General features: G+C 55.1%; 16 protein-coding genes. 8 read left to right on the forward strand and 8 right to left on the reverse strand.

Annotated elements, in window-relative coordinates; translation table 11 throughout:
- Nucleotides 1-20: 20 nt before the first annotated feature.
- The 5 genes from N2K86_RS00640 to gpmM are packed head-to-tail and all read right to left on the reverse strand — an operon-like array spanning nucleotide 21 to nucleotide 5,957.
- Nucleotides 21-935 carry a hypothetical protein gene (locus N2K86_RS00640; protein WP_260660124.1) on the reverse strand — a complete coding sequence of 305 codons (915 nt, stop codon included), beginning with the start codon at nucleotides 933-935 and terminating at the stop codon, nucleotides 21-23.
- 15 nt (nucleotides 936-950) lie between these two features.
- On the reverse strand, nucleotides 951-2,156 hold the full coding sequence (locus N2K86_RS00645) for a glycosyltransferase (RefSeq protein ID WP_260660125.1): 1,206 nt from the start codon (nucleotides 2,154-2,156) through the stop codon (nucleotides 951-953).
- Nucleotides 2,157-2,165: 9 nt separating this feature from the next.
- Nucleotides 2,166-3,116, reverse strand: a complete 951-nt coding sequence (locus N2K86_RS00650) for a divergent polysaccharide deacetylase family protein (protein ID WP_260660126.1) — start codon at nucleotides 3,114-3,116, stop codon at nucleotides 2,166-2,168.
- Nucleotides 3,117-3,119: 3 nt separating this feature from the next.
- Nucleotides 3,120-4,379, reverse strand: coding sequence for a murein hydrolase activator EnvC (gene envC, locus N2K86_RS00655; protein WP_260661751.1), 1,260 nt, complete (start codon nucleotides 4,377-4,379; stop codon nucleotides 3,120-3,122).
- 33 nt (nucleotides 4,380-4,412) lie between these two features.
- Nucleotides 4,413-5,957, reverse strand: coding sequence for a 2,3-bisphosphoglycerate-independent phosphoglycerate mutase (gpmM, locus tag N2K86_RS00660; RefSeq protein ID WP_260660127.1), 1,545 nt, complete (start codon nucleotides 5,955-5,957; stop codon nucleotides 4,413-4,415).
- A 248-nt stretch (nucleotides 5,958-6,205) separates the two neighbouring features.
- Here gpmM and N2K86_RS00665 point away from each other — a divergent pair, with 248 nt between their 5' ends.
- From N2K86_RS00665 to cysE, 5 genes are all read left to right on the forward strand, one after another.
- Entirely contained in the window at nucleotides 6,206-6,637 is a 432-nt protein-coding gene (locus N2K86_RS00665) for a rhodanese-like domain-containing protein (protein ID WP_010426372.1), read from the forward strand.
- Nucleotides 6,638-6,648: 11 nt separating this feature from the next.
- Nucleotides 6,649-6,900, forward strand: a complete 252-nt coding sequence (grxC, locus tag N2K86_RS00670) for a glutaredoxin 3 (RefSeq protein ID WP_010426371.1) — start codon at nucleotides 6,649-6,651, stop codon at nucleotides 6,898-6,900.
- Between the two features lie 32 nt (nucleotides 6,901-6,932).
- Nucleotides 6,933-7,400: a protein-export chaperone SecB gene (gene secB / locus N2K86_RS00675; RefSeq protein WP_003860835.1), complete on the forward strand. Its 468-nt coding sequence runs from the start codon at nucleotides 6,933-6,935 to the stop codon at nucleotides 7,398-7,400.
- A complete protein-coding gene (gene gpsA / locus N2K86_RS00680; protein ID WP_260660128.1) occupies nucleotides 7,400-8,419 on the forward strand; it encodes an NAD(P)H-dependent glycerol-3-phosphate dehydrogenase in 1,020 nt (339 codons plus the stop codon). Before secB ends, gpsA begins: the two co-directional genes overlap by 1 nt.
- A gap of 74 nt (nucleotides 8,420-8,493) precedes the next feature.
- Nucleotides 8,494-9,315 carry a serine O-acetyltransferase gene (gene cysE / locus N2K86_RS00685; RefSeq protein WP_010426365.1) on the forward strand — a complete coding sequence of 274 codons (822 nt, stop codon included), beginning with the start codon at nucleotides 8,494-8,496 and terminating at the stop codon, nucleotides 9,313-9,315.
- 55 nt (nucleotides 9,316-9,370) lie between these two features.
- Here the strand turns inward: cysE and ppiC are convergent, their stop codons facing one another.
- Nucleotides 9,371-9,652, reverse strand: coding sequence for a peptidylprolyl isomerase PpiC (gene ppiC / locus N2K86_RS00690; RefSeq protein ID WP_006812396.1), 282 nt, complete (start codon nucleotides 9,650-9,652; stop codon nucleotides 9,371-9,373).
- An 85-nt stretch (nucleotides 9,653-9,737) separates the two neighbouring features.
- On the opposite strand from ppiC, the gene rep reads away from it, so the two are divergent.
- Nucleotides 9,738-11,762: a DNA helicase Rep gene (rep, locus tag N2K86_RS00695; protein WP_260660129.1), complete on the forward strand. Its 2,025-nt coding sequence runs from the start codon at nucleotides 9,738-9,740 to the stop codon at nucleotides 11,760-11,762.
- A gap of 50 nt (nucleotides 11,763-11,812) precedes the next feature.
- Here the strand turns inward: rep and gppA are convergent, their stop codons facing one another.
- Nucleotides 11,813-13,297, reverse strand: coding sequence for a guanosine-5'-triphosphate,3'-diphosphate diphosphatase (gppA, locus tag N2K86_RS00700; RefSeq protein ID WP_260660130.1), 1,485 nt, complete (start codon nucleotides 13,295-13,297; stop codon nucleotides 11,813-11,815).
- A gap of 6 nt (nucleotides 13,298-13,303) precedes the next feature.
- Nucleotides 13,304-14,572 (reverse strand): ATP-dependent RNA helicase RhlB, encoded by a 1,269-nt coding sequence (gene rhlB, locus N2K86_RS00705; RefSeq protein ID WP_010426359.1) that lies wholly within the window; start codon nucleotides 14,570-14,572, stop codon nucleotides 13,304-13,306.
- 144 nt (nucleotides 14,573-14,716) lie between these two features.
- Between rhlB and trxA the strand changes: the two genes are divergently transcribed.
- Together trxA and rho are read left to right on the forward strand one after the other, a co-directional pair.
- The gene (trxA, locus tag N2K86_RS00710; protein WP_004386384.1) at nucleotides 14,717-15,046 is read left to right on the forward strand and encodes a thioredoxin TrxA; all 330 of its coding nucleotides are present in this window, start codon (nucleotides 14,717-14,719) and stop codon (nucleotides 15,044-15,046) included.
- A 341-nt stretch (nucleotides 15,047-15,387) separates the two neighbouring features.
- Nucleotides 15,388-16,647 (forward strand): transcription termination factor Rho, encoded by a 1,260-nt coding sequence (gene rho, locus N2K86_RS00715; RefSeq protein ID WP_001054528.1) that lies wholly within the window; start codon nucleotides 15,388-15,390, stop codon nucleotides 16,645-16,647.
- Nucleotides 16,648-16,727: the final 80 nt, after the last annotated feature.

Consider the following 16,727-nt stretch of genomic DNA (forward strand, 5'->3'; position numbering starts at 1 on the left):
GGGGCCAGCGGCCCCTTTTTTCATTGGTTCTTTTTCTCTTCGTCCGTCAGGTAACGCACCTTGCGGGTGTAGTCCTGGCCTTTGAACAGCAGCCTGTTATCCGGCGATTCAAGATACTTCTGCCATTCGGAAAGCGGGAAACCGCCGTGCGCGCCAATCACCTCTTTTGGTACAACGGCTTCCTGACCGCCAATCTTCTTGGAGACCGGCCAGTTCATCCAGTCACCCAGGTTAACCGTTTTTATATCCAGCATGTCCAGCAAGGCGGCGAGCGGCAGCTGATCGGTCGGCGGCTGCGTATCGTCCATCAGCTCCCAGGTGTCCTGGAACAGCGTCAGCCACAGCGGGCAGATACGGCGCCAGGTTTTTTGGGTTGCCGCAAGAAACGCGCCGTTAACGTGATCGACCAGATACGGACGCACCGTCTCCTTGTAATACGCCGGCACTTTCTCCGCTGGCGCGCCGTCAAGTTTGGCAATCATTTTGCCCTGACGGAAGCTGGAGTAGATGTGCATGTCGGCCATGTTGATCTCGGGCATTTTGAGCAGGTTGAGATCGGAGTCGATCATCAATACGCCTTCACCGCGCGCCTGCAGCGGGGCGTTAAGTTTCACCATGCGGCTGAGGTAGATCTGCTTATAGCGGTAACCTTCCTCACGAACCGGAAGATTCAACGTCACTACGCGAGTTTTCGGCGGCAGTACCCCGAAGGCAGATTCAGGCTGATCGCTGACGATGACGATCTCGCTGACGGCAGTGGCGTAACGTTCTGCAAAGGTCGCTGACAATAACGCTTCTTCGACGAAATCTGCGCCCGTACAGGGGATCACGATGGAATCCACCGCAACGAGATCGCGCGTGACCGGAAGGGAAGCGTACGGAATGTTATGCCGCCCGGTGATGTGGCGGTAGCGAGCATTCAGGAATTTAAACATGTTCTTCTCGTTTGGTTAGTGCGCGCCAAGTACGGCTTCGACACCGCTGACATAGTTTTCGATAGCGTAGGTATGACAGACGTTCTGGTATGCAGCCACAGCCAGTCGAGCCCGCAGGTCTGCATCTGCCCAGATATTATTCATATGCTGAGCAAGCTGTGAAACGTCGCTCCAGGGAAAGAGCAGCCCCGTTGACTCATGGTCAATCAGTTCAGCCGTACCCGTCACCCGAGAGCCAATAACAGGAATTTTAAGAAGCATCGCTTCCAGCACTACGCGAGGCAGCCCTTCGCTTTTTGAGGCGAGTATAAACGCGTCAAACGTGGCAAGGTAGTCAAAAGGCGTATTCTGGAAGCCCGTGAAAATCACGTTGTTCTCAATGCCCAATTCTTTGGCTTGCGCGGTTAATGCGGCACGCTCTGCACCTTCACCCACCAGCACCATCTTCCATTTTGCGTCGGGTTCCCTGCGGCTGAACTGTGCCAGCGCCTCCAGCGTGTGGTGGTTGGCTTTGCGAGGAATTAACGATCCAATGCTGCCAAAGACAAACGTATCGTCATCAATGTTCAGGCGATGACGCATGGCGCGTCGATCCGGCAAAGGCTGGTGGATGTCGATGGCATTGTTGACCGTTGTGCACAGCTCAGGCCGGACGCCATGCTGAAGTAACACGCGCTCAACGCCGTGCGAGACGGCGATGATTTTTGTGGCATGGGCATTCACCAGCTTCACCAGCGGCGGCGTCAGCACCGGTTCAATGCGGCAGTGCTGGATGATCCGCGCACGCAGTTTAGCCCCCGCCAGGTAACCCTCTTCGTTAGAACCTGGCTGGTTGTTCATGTACAGCGTATCGAAACCGCCATCACTGAAAATTTTCTCGATTTTGCTGACGTTGGGGCGAATACGCCAGAGCGTATCAATATGGCGCGTGACGGCCTTGCGGCCGCTGCGCGAGAAGAAAAGCAGGCTGCGACCCAGTTCTTTTGCAATCTTCGCCCACGCGGGCTGCTTATGCTGAGGGATGACAATTAACGGGATGCCAATGCCGTTCAACACCTGACCGATGGTTTGCCCTTCGGCCCGGCTGTAGTCGGAGTAAAAACAACAGGTGATATCAAACTTCTCGCGATTAATGCGCTTCAGAAGTTCGAGCATGCTGTTGGTGCCTCCTCCCCATTCTTTACCGGTATCGAGGAGCAGGATTTTGTGTCGTTGCGGCATCTTTCTACCTTAGTCACCTGTCGCGGGGAAGGGCTTTTTACCCCAACCTTGCCACTGATGCTGGAAGTATTGCACCAGCGTACTCTGGCTCACGCTTTCGCTAATTACTGTGAAGAAGCGGGTCGCATGCACCGGTTCAAGCGGCTGTTTTGGCTTGCAATTTTTTACGCCGCTGAACGGATTACGCGGCTGCGTTGCTGGCGGTTGTGCGCTGCCAGGGCGAGACGTATCCACCTGCGGTTCATTGAGCAGATCGCTCGGGCGTACCAGCGTGATATCAGCAGGTAAGGTCGGCAGCATCTGCTGTAGCACGCGCACCGTTGAAGGATGCGGATGACCGATGGCGATGGCTGAGCCGTTGCGTCGGGCTAGCTGTACAGCACGATTAAACTGCACCCGAATATCCGCTTCATTTTGCGTGTCATCCAGGAACACCTTGCGTTTGATCACCTTCACGCCGGTTCCCTGAGAGGCCCGGAGGGCCTGACTGTTGCCGATGGTCATGCTGTCGAGGAAATAGAGGTTGTAGCGCTCCAGCGACTGCATCACTTTCAGCATACCGTACAGGCTGGACGTCATCGCGCTGCCCATGTGGTTATTCAGGCCGACGGCATACGGGACTTTATTGTAGGCGTCGCGGATGATGCGGTCGATCTCATCGCTGCTCATGTCCGGACGAAGCGTGTCCTTTTCCAGCGGCTGTTTGCTAAGCGGTGCCATTGGCAGGTGGATCAGGACCTGATGACCGCTGTTATGGGCCTTGGTCGCCATTTCCCGCGCGTGAGGCGCATTGGGGAGGACCGCAACGGAGATCGCTGACGGCATCGCCAGTACCTGATTTTCATAGTGCGGACGATAACCGAAGTCATCAATGACAATAGCGAGTTTGCCTGCGTATACCGGTGCAGCCAGCGCCAGTGCGCTGGCGACGGAGAGAATCATTCGACGAAATTGAAGCAAAACTTATCTTCCCAACCACGGCTGTGGATTGACCGCCTGACCCTGGCGACGAATTTCGAAATAGAGTGACGGGCGGCCCTGACCGCCACTGCTGCCCACAAGGGCGATGGGTTGACCTGCGCGCACCTGAGTGCCGACGCTGACCAGCGCGCTCTGGTTGTAGCCGTAAAGGCTCATGTCGCCTTTACCGTGTTCGACCACCACTACCAGCCCGTAACCCTGCAGCCAGTCGGCCAGGATCACGCGGCCATCGGCGATGGCTTTCACTTCGCTACCTTCAGACGCACCGATCACGATCCCTTTCCAACGTAGTTCACCCTGTAGCTGTTCGCCATAGCGATGCAGAATGGAACCGCGAACCGGCCAGTAGGCCTGACCGCGAGGCGCCCCTAAACCGCCGGTGCGCGACATCAGAGAACGTTCGCTTTCGCTTGGTTTGTAGGTTGTACCTTTACGGGAAGCTTCCTGCTGCTTGTTGCGAACGGCCTGCGCCTCACGCGCCTCTTTTTCAGCGCGTGCTTTCGCTGCGGCTTCCGCACGGGCAATGCTGTTACGCAGTTTTGATTCGTTAGCCCGCATTTCGCTCAATTGGCTTTGTCCTGCCTGGATAGAGGACTCCAGACCGGCGAGCGTTTTCTTACGCTCGTTGCGAGCCTGCTCCAGCTTCGCCTGCTGGGCCTGCTGATCGTAGAGCAGAGTCTGCTGCTGGCTCTGCTTCTCTTCCAGCTCGGCTTTTTGCGTGGAGACCTCTTCGCGCGTCTGCTTCAGCTGCGCGATCGTCTCCTGACGTGCCTGGTTCAGGTAGCCAAAGTAGGCCTGCAGACGCTGGCCGCGCTGGCTCTCTTCGCCGCTGAGGATCAGCTGGAGTCCAGTATGTTCACCCTGGCGGAATGCGGCATCAAGCTGTGCGGCAAGATTGCGCTCCTGGGCATCACGCTGGCGTTCCAGTTTGGCTATCGATGCGTTCATCTCATCGATCTGTTTGTTCAACTGGGCGAGGGTGTTTTGCGTTTCACGGAGTTTGCGTGCGGCGGCGGAGATCGCCTCTTCCTGCTGCTTAAGCTGGGCAAGAAGCGAGGAACGCTGCTGCTGTTGCTGGCGTACCGCACGCTCTTTGGCGGCGATATCGGCCTGAATGGATTTCAGCTGGTCGCGGTCATCCGCGTGGGCGGATGCGGCGCACAGCAATACGCCAGCGCTGAGTGCGCTGGCGTAAAACAGAGGTCTGACTGATAACCTAAGCGGCTTCACGACCCATGTGATTGAAAAAATCGCCTTTCCCCTCATGGGGAGCGATTATTCCACGATGAACAGCGGCTTACCAGTCATCTCTTCAGGGATCGGCATGCCCATCAGCGTCAACATGGTTGGCGCGATGTCGGAAAGCTTGCCGCCTTCCACTGCTTTCAGTGATTTATCACCCACATAAATCAGCGGAACAGGCAGGTTAGTGTGCGCGGTGTGTGCCTGGCCGGTCGCCGGGTCGCGCATTTGCTCTGCGTTGCCGTGGTCAGCGGTGATCAACAGCTGGCCGCCAACAGATTCAACCGCTTTTGCTACCTGCTCAACACAGTTGTCCAGCGCTTCAACCGCTTTTACCGCTGCTTCCATCACGCCGGTATGGCCTACCATGTCACCATTCGGGTAGTTACAGATGATGGTGTCGTACTGACCGCTCTTGATGGCCGCAACCAGTTTTTCAGTCAATTCTGCAGAGCTCATCTCTGGCTGCAGATCGTAGGTCGCGACTTTCGGCGAGTTGATCAGAATGCGGTCTTCACCTTTGAACGGCTCTTCAACGCCGCCGTTAAAGAAGAAGGTCACGTGCGCGTATTTTTCGGTTTCAGAGATACGCAGCTGCGTTTTATCGTTCTTCGCCATCCACTCGCCGAAGGTGTTTGCCAGAGATGCTGGCGGATACGCACAAGGCGCTTTGATGTCTGCGGCGTATTCAGTGAGCTGGATGAAGTCCAGTTTCACCACTTTCTTACGGGCGAAACCGTCGAAGTCGCTGTTCACGAATGCACGGGTGATTTCGCGCGCACGGTCAGCGCGGAAGTTCATGAAGATCAGCGCGTCGCCATCTTCCATGGCGGCATCAGCCTGGCCTTCAGCGCGAATGACCGATGCTTTCACGAATTCGTCGTTTTCATCGCGTGCGTAAGCGGCTTCCAGTGCTTCAACGGCAGTTGCGAACTGGAATTCACCTTTTGCCAGGGTCATCAGGTCATAGGCCTGTTCCACGCGATCCCAACGGTTGTCGCGGTCCATCGCGTAGTAACGACCAATGATGGACGCCACGCGGCCTTTGCCCAGCGCGGCGAATTTCTCCTCGAAGGCTTGCAGAGAGCCTTTTGCGCTGCGTGGCGGCGTATCGCGGCCATCAAGGAACGCGTGCAGATAGATTTTTTCCGCACCGCGCTCGGCGGCCAGTTCAACCATCGCCATGATGTGATCTTCGTGGCTGTGCACGCCGCCTGCAGAGAGCAGACCCATAATGTGCACGGCTTTACCTGCGGCAACGGCTTTATCTACCGCACCTGCGAGCGTTGGGTTGGAGAAGAAGGTGCGTTCTTTGATTTCAACGTCCAGACGCGTCAGGTCCTGATACACGATACGACCCGCGCCCAGGTTAACGTGACCCACTTCGGAGTTGCCCATCTGGCGGTCCGGCAGACCCACTTCCAGACCAGACGCGTCAATCAGGGTATGGGGACGTTTCGCCCACAGTGCGTCCATAACGGGCGTTTTGGCGTTGAAAATAGCGTTATCCTGGCTGTCTTCACGGTAGCCATAGCCATCCAGAATCACCAGTACCATAGGTTTTTTAGAAACCGACATTGCGACAACCTCATGCTCAAGAGACGAAAAATTTGCGTAATTTTACTACAGCTGAATCGATCAAATAGCCGCAGAAGATCAAAGAATGCTTAGGGGCAAGGCACATCCACGGACATTTTGAGGCTTTTTTTTCGTGGCATGCCGCAGAAAATCGATTAGCTTATTGTCGCTGGCTGTATTTGCCACAACGCACAGGTATACTCCTGTCCTGGTTTTTTTAATCACTTAGTCGGGAGTTGTTACCCCCCATGCAAGAAATTATGCAATTCGTTAGCCGCCACCCGGTTCTGAGCATCGCGTGGATTGGCCTGCTGGTCGCTGTGCTGTTCACCACCTTTAAGGGACTGACGTCTAAAATTAAGGTGATCACCCGCGGTGAAGCGACACGTCTGATCAACAAAGAAGACGCCGTCGTCGTCGATTTGCGTCAGCGCGACGATTTCCGCAAAGGTCACATTGCAGGCTCTATTAACCTGCTGCCTGCTGAAATCAAAGCGAACAACATTGGTGAGCTGGAAAAACATAAAGCCCAGCCGATCATCGTTGTTGACGGCACCGGCATGCAGGCGCAGGAATCTGCCAACGCACTGCATAAAGCAGGCTTCGAAAACGTAACGGTACTGAAAGAAGGTATTTCCGGCTGGAGCGGGGAAAATCTTCCTTTAGTTCGCGGTAAATAAGGAGTTCAGTGATGGCCAATATTGAGATCTACACCAAAGCAACGTGCCCGTTCTGCCACCGTGCGAAAGCACTGCTGAACAGCAAAGGCGTAACGTTCCAGGAACTGCCGATCGATGGTGACGCGATTAAACGCGAAGAGATGATCCAACGCAGTGGTCGCACGACGGTTCCGCAGATTTTCATTGATGCGCAGCACATTGGTGGCTGTGATGACTTGTATGCGCTCGACGCCCGTGGTGGACTCGATCCGCTGCTGAGCTAAGAGACTTTAGGACAATTAAAAAGGGTTTTTCCATGTCAGAACAAAACAACACTGAAATGACTTTCCAGATCCAGCGCATCTACACCAAAGATGTCTCTTTCGAAGCGCCAAATGCGCCACACGTTTTCCAGAAAGATTGGCAGCCAGAGGTTAAACTTGATCTTGATACCGCATCCACCCAACTGGCGGATGATGTGTATGAAGTTGTACTGCGTGTGACCGTAACCGCATCTCTGGGCGAAGAAACAGCGTTCCTGTGTGAAGTACAGCAGGGCGGCATCTTCTCCATTGGCGGTATCGAAGGCAACCAGATGGCACATTGCCTGGGTGCATACTGCCCGAACATCCTGTTCCCGTATGCTCGCGAATGCATCACCAGCCTGGTCTCTCGCGGTACATTCCCGCAACTGAACCTTGCGCCAGTTAACTTTGATGCGCTGTTCATGAACTATCTGCAGCAGCAGGCTGGCGAAGGTGCCGAACAACATCAGGATGCCTGATGAGCACTGTTAATGCGTCAATGATTGTGATCGGTGCCGGCTCTTACGGCACCGCTCTTGCCATCACGCTGGCAAGAAATGGTCACGACGTGGTCCTGTGGGGCCACGATCCCAAACATATCGCGACGTTGCAACACGACCGCTGCAACGTGGCGTTTCTCCCGGACGTTCCGTTCCCTGAATCCCTGCACCTGGAAAGCGACCTCGCGACCGCGCTGGCGGCCAGCCGCAACATTCTGATTGTGGTGCCGAGCCATGTGTTTGGCGAAGTTCTGCGTCAGATCAAGCCGCTGATGCGCCCGGATGCACGCATTGTCTGGGCGACAAAAGGGCTGGAAGCGGAAACCGGACGCCTGCTGCAGGACGTTGCCCGCGAAGCGCTGGGCGATGATATCCCGCTTGCGGTGATTTCCGGACCGACGTTTGCCAAAGAGCTTGCTGCTGGCCTGCCGACAGCGATTTCACTGGCATCCACTGACCAGGCCTTCTCTGACGATCTCCAGCAACTGCTGCACTGCGGCAAGAGCTTCCGCGTCTACAGTAACCCCGATTTCATCGGTGTACAGCTGGGCGGCGCGGTGAAGAACGTGATTGCCATCGGTGCCGGGATGTCCGACGGTATCGGTTTTGGTGCGAACGCACGTACTGCGCTGATCACCCGAGGCCTGACCGAAATGTCCCGCCTGGGCGCAGCGCTGGGTGCCGATCCCGCCACCTTTATGGGCATGGCGGGCCTGGGCGACCTGGTGCTGACCTGTACCGATAACCAGTCTCGTAACCGTCGCTTCGGCATGATGCTCGGTCAGGGCAGCGATGTAAAAAGCGCGCAGGAGAAGATTGGTCAGGTGGTTGAAGGCTACCGCAATACCAAAGAAGTCCGCGAGTTGGCGCACCGTTTCGGTGTCGAAATGCCAATAACCGAGGAAATTTATCAGGTATTGTATTGCGGAAAAAATGCGCGCGAGGCAGCATTGACCTTATTAGGTCGTGCGCGCAAGGACGAGCGCAGCAGTAACTAGTCGGAACCGTTGTCACCTGAATGACCCAGCCAGCGCAGAACTGGCTGGTCATTAACTATCGTCTGGAGTAAGCAATGCCGTGTGAAGAACTGGATATCGTCTGGAACAATATAAAAGCCGAAGCCCGGGCTTTGGCCGACTGCGAGCCTATGCTGGCCAGTTTCTACCACGCGACGCTACTCAAGCACGAAGACCTCGGCAGCGCCCTGAGCTATATGCTCGCCAATAAACTGGCTTCCTCCATCATGCCTGCTATCGCTATTCGTGAAGTGGTGGAAGAGGCATATGCCGCTGACCCGGAGATGATCGCCTCTGCCGCCTGTGATATCCAGGCCGTGCGCACGCGTGACCCCGCGGTCGATAAATACTCCACGCCGCTGCTGTATCTGAAGGGCTTCCACGCGCTTCAGGCTTATCGCATCGGCCACTGGTTATGGAATGAAGGCCGCCGGGCGCTGGCTATCTTCCTGCAAAATCAGGTCTCCGTGACCTTCCAGGTGGATATTCACCCTGCGGCGAAAATTGGTCGTGGCATCATGCTCGACCACGCCACCGGCATTGTTGTCGGCGAAACGGCGGTGATTGAAGATGATGTCTCGATCCTGCAGTCGGTCACCCTGGGCGGTACCGGTAAAACCAGCGGCGATCGCCATCCGAAGATCCGTGAAGGGGTGATGATTGGCGCGGGAGCGAAGATCCTCGGTAATATCGAAGTGGGACGTGGGGCCAAAATAGGAGCGGGCTCAGTTGTGCTGCAGCCTGTTCCGCCGCACACCACCGCCGCTGGGGTACCGGCTCGCATTGTCGGTAAACCGGACAGCGATAAACCGTCGATGGATATGGATCAGCACTTCAACGGCATTCATCATACGTTCGAGTATGGCGACGGTATTTAGCCCGTCGGCAGCCATTGACAAAAAAGCCCGGTGCATTGACTCACCGGGCTTTTTGTTAGTTGCGGTATAACACTTTGATAATGTGGTATCCGAACTGCGTGTGCAGGGGACCGGTTGGCTCCAGTACCGGGCAAGAGAAGACCACTTTATCGAATGCCGGAACCATCTGGCCCTGGCGGAATTCACCCAGGTCACCGCCACGTTTACCTGACGGACAGATAGAGTGCTTCTTCGCCAGCTTGCCGAAGTCGGCGCCGTTTTTAATCTGTTCCAGAAGATCCTGTGCCAGTTTCTCTTCTTTAACAAGGATATGCAGTGCTGCTGCTGTTTTTGCCATGATCGTGCCTTGAGTCGACTAGTTTACGCTCGGTATACTACCACGCGTTTTTCCTCCTCTCCCGACTTTCATTGAGTGATCTTTTATGCGTTTAAACCCCGGACAACAACAAGCCGTCGAATTCGTCACCGGACCCTGCCTGGTGCTGGCGGGTGCGGGATCGGGCAAAACGCGAGTCATCACCAATAAAATCGCCCACCTGATCCGCGAGTGCGGCTATCAGGCTCGGCACATCGCTGCCGTAACGTTTACCAACAAAGCGGCGCGCGAGATGAAAGAGCGTGTGGGGCAGACGCTGGGCCGTAAAGAGGCGCGCGGGCTGATGATTTCCACCTTCCACACGCTGGGGCTGGATATTATTAAACGCGAATACGCTGCGCTGGGGATGAAGTCCAACTTCTCGCTTTTCGATGATACTGACCAGGTGGCGCTGCTTAAAGAGCTGACGGAAGGGCTGATTGAAGATGACAAAGTCCTGATGCAACAGCTGATCTCGACGATCTCCAACTGGAAAAACGATCTAATGACGCCAGCCCAGGCGGCAGCCAGTGCGAAAGGGGAACGGGATCGTATCTTCGCTCATTGCTATGGTCTGTACGATGCGCACATGAAAGCGTGTAACGTGCTGGATTTCGACGACCTGATCCTGCTGCCGACGTTGCTGTTGCAGCGTAATGAAGAGGTGCGAGAGCGCTGGCAGAACAAGATCCGCTACCTGCTGGTGGATGAATATCAGGATACCAACACCAGCCAGTACGAGCTGGTGAAATTGCTGGTAGGGCAACGTGCGCGTTTCACGGTGGTAGGCGATGACGATCAGTCGATCTACTCCTGGCGCGGCGCGCGTCCGCAAAACCTGGTGCTGCTGAGCAAAGATTTCCCGGCATTGCAGGTGATTAAGCTGGAGCAGAACTACCGTTCGTCCGGTCGCATCCTGAAAGCGGCGAACATCCTGATCGCCAATAACCCACACGTGTTTGAGAAGCGTCTGTTCTCCGAGCTGGGTTACGGTACAGAGCTGAAAGTGCTCAGCGCCAACAATGAAGAACACGAAGCCGAACGGGTCACCGGTGAGCTGATTGCCCATCACTTCGTTAATAAAACGGAGTACAAGGATTACGCGATCCTCTATCGCGGTAATCACCAGTCGCGCGTCTTTGAAAAGATGCTGATGCAGAACCGTATTCCTTACAAAATTTCGGGTGGAACCTCATTCTTCTCGCGTCCGGAAATCAAAGATCTGCTGGCCTATCTGCGCGTGCTGACTAACCCGGATGATGACAGTGCCTTCCTGCGCATTGTGAATACGCCGAAACGCGAGATCGGCCCGGCGACGCTGCAAAAGCTGGGCGAGTGGGCGATGACCCGCAATAAAAGCCTGTTTACCGCCAGCTTTGATATGGGGCTAAGCCAGACGCTGACGGGACGCGGATATGACAACTTAACCCGCTTCACCCACTGGCTTGGTGAAGTACAGCGGCTGGCAGAGCGTGAGCCTGTGGCTGCCGTGCGCGATCTGATCCACGGTATCGACTACGAATCCTGGCTGTACGAAACCTCTGCCAGCCCGAAAGCGGCCGAGATGCGGATGAAAAACGTCAACCAGCTTTTTAGCTGGATGACCGAAATGCTGGAAGGCTCGGAAATTGACGAGCCGATGACGCTGACCCAGGTGGTCACCCGCTTTACGCTGCGCGATATGATGGAGCGCGGTGAGAGTGAGGAAGAGGCCGACCAGGTGCAGCTGATGACCCTGCATGCGTCCAAAGGACTGGAATTCCCGTATGTCTATCTGGTCGGTATGGAAGAGGGCTTACTGCCGCACCAGAGCAGCATTGATGAAGATAACGTCGATGAAGAGCGTCGACTGGCCTACGTGGGGATCACTCGCGCGCAGAAAGAGCTGATTTTTACCCTGTGTAAAGAGCGCAGACAGTACGGTGAACTGGTGCGCCCTGAGCCGAGCCGTTTCCTGCTGGAGCTACCTCAGGACGACCTCATCTGGGAGCAGGAACGTAAAGTCATTACTGCGGAAGAGCGTATGCACAAGGGGCAGGCTAACGTGGCGAATATTCGCGCCATGCTGGCAAAAGCCAAAGAGAAGGGATAATGATGAGTAGGCCGGGAAGGCGAAGCCGCCACCCGGCATTGTTCAGCGACTTACTTTACCTCAAGCGCCCAGTGCACGTAGCTCTGCCACTGGCACTCCTGCTCGATCAGCTCTGCCCCAAGTGGGTGATTATCCAGCCAATTTTCCGGTAGCGTCAGCGTGAGCTTTTCATCGTCTGCCACCAGCGTAATTGCCGGGAGCAGATCGTCGCGGCGACGGCTGGCAAACAAAATCGCCAGACGAAGTAAACGGCACAGATGTTCGGCCACGCGCGGCGGCACAGCATTTTGCTGGTGGAGCGAAGAGAGATCGACGGCATTGGTCTGGTTTAGCAGCAGGGTAGCGAGCAATTTTTTTTGCGCAGGGGTATAGCCCGGCAAATCAATATTACGCACCAGCCAGGCGGCATGCAGCGGCGCTTGCTTGTACTCAACGCTCAGACCAATTTCATGCAGCGCACACGCACTTAGCAGCAAATCGCGGCTTAATGGTTCAATATCCCAACGCTGTTTGACCTGGTCCGCAAAGAGCGACGCCAGTTGTCCCACCCGTTGCGCCTGCTCGGTATCCACAATGAAGCGGCGCTGGACGTTACGCAGCGTACGGCTGCGGATGTCCAGATCAACTGACAGATGCAGCATTCCGTAGACCAGACCTTCGCGCAGCGCGCCGCCTGCCAGGGTCATGCACTGGATATTCAGTTCGGTGAAAATGGCGATCAGAATGGCCAGACCGCTTGGGAAAACCAATGCACGTTCAAGCGTCAGGCCTTCAATTTCCAGCTCTTCCAGTCGGCCACACTGAATAGCGCGTTGCTTCAGTTGCTGGAGTTTGGCAAGCGTGATCCGCTCGTCCATCCCCTGCGCCATCATGATTTCCTGCAACGCCTGTACGGTTCCGGACGCGCCAACACACACTTTCCAGCCGTGGTAGCGCAATTCGTCCATGACCGGACGCAGCACCTCGCGCGCGGCATTTTCAGCCTCGTCGAAGTTCTCTTGCGCGAGATTGCGGTCGGTAAAGTAGCGCTCAAGCCAGGTCACGCAGCCCATCGACAGGCTGAACAGCGACGTTGCCTGGGCGCCCGTACCGGTTACCAGTTCGGTACTCGCTCCGCCAATATCCACCACCAGACGGCGATCGTCACCCCCGGTGGTGTGCGCCACGCCCTGATAGATCAGACGCGCTTCTTCTTCACCGCTGATGACCTGCACCGGGCAACCGAGAATTTCCTGCGCTTTGGCAATAAAATCGACGGCATTAACCGCCAGGCGAAGCGTCGCGGTAGCGACAACACGGATTTGGGTATGGGGTATGTCCTGCAGGCGCTCAGCAAAGAGGCGCAGACACTGCCAGCCACGTTCCATGGCTTCGGGGGAGAGGTGATTGTCGCTGCTCAGGCCCGCCGCCAGGCGGACCTTGCGCTTAATGCGCGTCAGCGTCTGTATGCTTCCCGCCACCTCGCGGACAACCAGCATATGAAAACTGTTCGAACCGAGATCGATTGCCGCATAAAGCGAGGTGGAACTGAGCATAATTTCTTAACCTGAACGACGACGATTACGCGGTGCGCCACCAGAACGACGCGGACCATTGCCGGAACGTGGGCGAGTCAGACGCTTCGGTGGCGGCAGTTCGCTTAACAGCGCTTCCGGGTTGTATTTGCTCTGCGGAATAGAGTGACCGATGTAGGTCTCAATGGCTGGAAGATTCAGCGCATACTCTTCACATGCAAGGCTAATAGAGTGGCCGCTTGCGCCCGCACGACCGGTACGACCGATACGGTGTACATAGTCTTCGCAGTCATCTGGCAGATCATAGTTAAAAACGTGCGTCACGGCTGGGATGTGCAGACCACGAGCGGCAACGTCGGTTGCGACCAGAATATCGAGATCGCCACGGGTAAATTCTTCAAGAATACGCAGGCGTTTTTTCTGTGCGACGTCGCCGGTCAGCAGACCAACACGGTGACCGTCTGCAGCCAGATGGCCCCAGATATCTTCACAGCGGTGTTTGGTGTTCGCAAAGATGATGGCGCGATCGGGCCACTCTTCTTCGATCAGCGTTTGCAGCAGACGCATTTTCTCTTCATTCGAAGGATAGAAAAGCTCTTCTTTAATGCGGTGACCTGTTTTCTGCTCTGGCTCCACTTCCACATACTCGGCGTTGTTCATTTGTTCGAACGCCAGCTCGCGAACGCGGTAAGAAAGGGTTGCAGAGAACAGCATGTTCAGACGCTGATTCGCAGCAGGCATGCGGCGGAACAGCCAGCGGATGTCTTTAATGAAGCCCAGATCGTACATACGGTCGGCTTCATCCAGTACGACAACCTGGATGGCACCGAGGTTGATATGGTTCTGTTTGGCGTAGTCGATAAGACGGCCAGTGGTACCGATCAGGATATCCACACCGCTTTCCAGCACTTTCAGCTGCTTATCGTAGCCGTCGCCGCCATAGGCCAGGCCAAGCTTCAGGCCAGTAGCCTGCGCCAGGGGTTCAGCGTCTGCGTGGATCTGTACCGCCAGTTCTCGCGTCGGGGCCATAATAAGCGCGCGCGGCTGGTTAACTTTGCGGTCTGCAATCGCTGGATGAGACAGTAAATAATGAAACGTTGACGTTAAGAACGCCATCGTTTTGCCAGTACCGGTTTGCGCCTGCCCTGCAACATCGCGACCGGCCAGCGTAAGCGGCAGGGCGAGAGCCTGAATGGGCGTGCAGTTATGAAACCCTTTGTTTTCAAGGGCTTCGATCACTTTTGGGTGCAGGGCGAAGTCGGAAAACTTCTGTTCTGTTAAATGTGTTTTGCTCATAGTGTGGTAGAATATCAGCTTACTATTGCTTTACGAAAGCGTATCCGGTGAAATAAAGTCAACCTTTAGTTGGTTAATGCGACATCAACACGTCGTTGGTGGAGACAAAACCAACGTACCAGGCTTATTCCTGTGGAGTTATATATGAGCGATAAAATTATTCACCTGACTGACGACAGTTTTGACACGGACGTGCTTAAGGCTGACGGGCTAACCCTCGTCGATTTCTGGGCTGAATGGTGTGGTCCTTGCAAAATGATCGCCCCGATTCTGGATGAAATCGCTGACGAATATCAGGGCAAACTGACCGTTGCCAAGCTGAACATCGACCAGAACCCGGGCACCGCGCCAAAATACGGTATCCGTGGCATCCCGACCCTTCTGCTGTTCAAAAACGGTGAAGTGGCAGCGACCAAAGTGGGCGCACTGTCCAAAGGTCAACTGAAAGAGTTCCTCGACGCTAATCTGGCGTAAGGTTTCTCGGCTGAGCGTCCTGAGCGCCTAAATTGTGTGGATCTCTGGACGCCCGGCTTTAGTCGTGCTAAGTTAGCTATGACTTCGTTTTAAACATATCTTGTTGTTTGAATCTTGTTTTACCCGATACTTCCCGTTGTTAACATGAACAGTGCGTGAAGTTGCTAGATTCCGGGCTTGTCACTCAATCCGTCTTGTCGTTTCAGTTCTGCGTTCTTTCCCTGTGACCAGACAGCGAACAGACATGAGTTGATGGCCGCTAAACAGGCATGGATGACCCTGCCATACCATTCACAACATTAAGTTCGAGAATCACCCCGAGTTTAAGAACCCACACCATTATGAATCTTACCGAATTAAAGAATACGCCGGTTTCTGAGCTGATCACTCTCGGCGAAAATATGGGGCTGGAAAACCAGGCTCGTATGCGCAAGCAGGACATCATTTTCGCCATCCTGAAGCAGCACGCTAAGAGTGGCGAAGATATCTTTGGCGACGGTGTGCTGGAGATATTGCAAGACGGATTTGGTTTCCTCCGCTCTGCAGACAGCTCCTACCTCGCCGGTCCTGACGACATCTACGTATCCCCTAGCCAAATCCGCCGTTTCAACCTCCGCACTGGTGACACCATTTCAGGTAAGATTCGTCCTCCAAAAGAGGGTGAACGCTACTTTGCGTTGTTGAAAGTTAACGAAGTTAACTACGACAAACCGGAAAACTCGCGCAATAAGATCCTCTTTGAGAACTTAACACCGCTGCACGCGAACTCTCGCCTGCGCATGGAGCGTGGTAACGGTTCGACCGAAGACTTAACCGCTCGCGTTCTGGATCTGGCATCACCTATTGGTCGTGGTCAGCGTGGCCTGATTGTGGCACCGCCAAAAGCGGGTAAAACCATGCTACTGCAGAACATCGCGCAGAGCATTGCCTACAACCACCCAGACTGCGTGCTGATGGTACTGCTGATTGACGAACGTCCGGAAGAAGTGACCGAGATGCAGCGTCTGGTTAAAGGTGAAGTGGTTGCTTCTACCTTCGACGAACCGGCATCTCGCCACGTTCAGGTTGCGGAAATGGTTATCGAGAAGGCAAAACGCCTGGTTGAGCACAAGAAAGACGTGATCATCCTGCTCGACTCCATCACCCGTCTGGCGCGTGCGTACAACACCGTGGTGCCAGCTTCCGGTAAAGTATTGACCGGTGGTGTGGATGCCAACGCCCTGCATCGTCCGAAGCGCTTCTTCGGTGCGGCACGTAACGTAGAAGAGGGCGGCAGCCTGACCATCATTGCGACCGCGCTGATTGATACCGGCTCCAAAATGGACGAAGTTATCTACGAAGAGTTTAAAGGTACAGGCAACATGGAACTGCACCTCTCTCGTAAGATCGCTGAAAAACGCGTCTTCCCGGCTATCGACTACAACCGTTCCGGTACCCGTAAGGAAGAGCTGCTCACCACTCAGGAAGAGCTGCAGAAAATGTGGATCCTGCGCAAAATCATCCATCCAATGGGTGAAATCGACGCAATGGAGTTCCTCATCAACAAACTGGCGATGACCAAAACCAACGACGATTTCTTCGACATGATGAAACGCTCGTAACGCAAATTATCCCAGTGAACGCCACGTTTTTACGTGGCGTTTTTCATTTATGGACTATACGCTAGTACCAACCGACTCCC

Source organism: Enterobacter mori (genome assembly GCF_025244905.1).
Taxonomy (GTDB): Bacteria; Pseudomonadota; Gammaproteobacteria; order Enterobacterales; family Enterobacteriaceae; genus Enterobacter; species Enterobacter mori_A.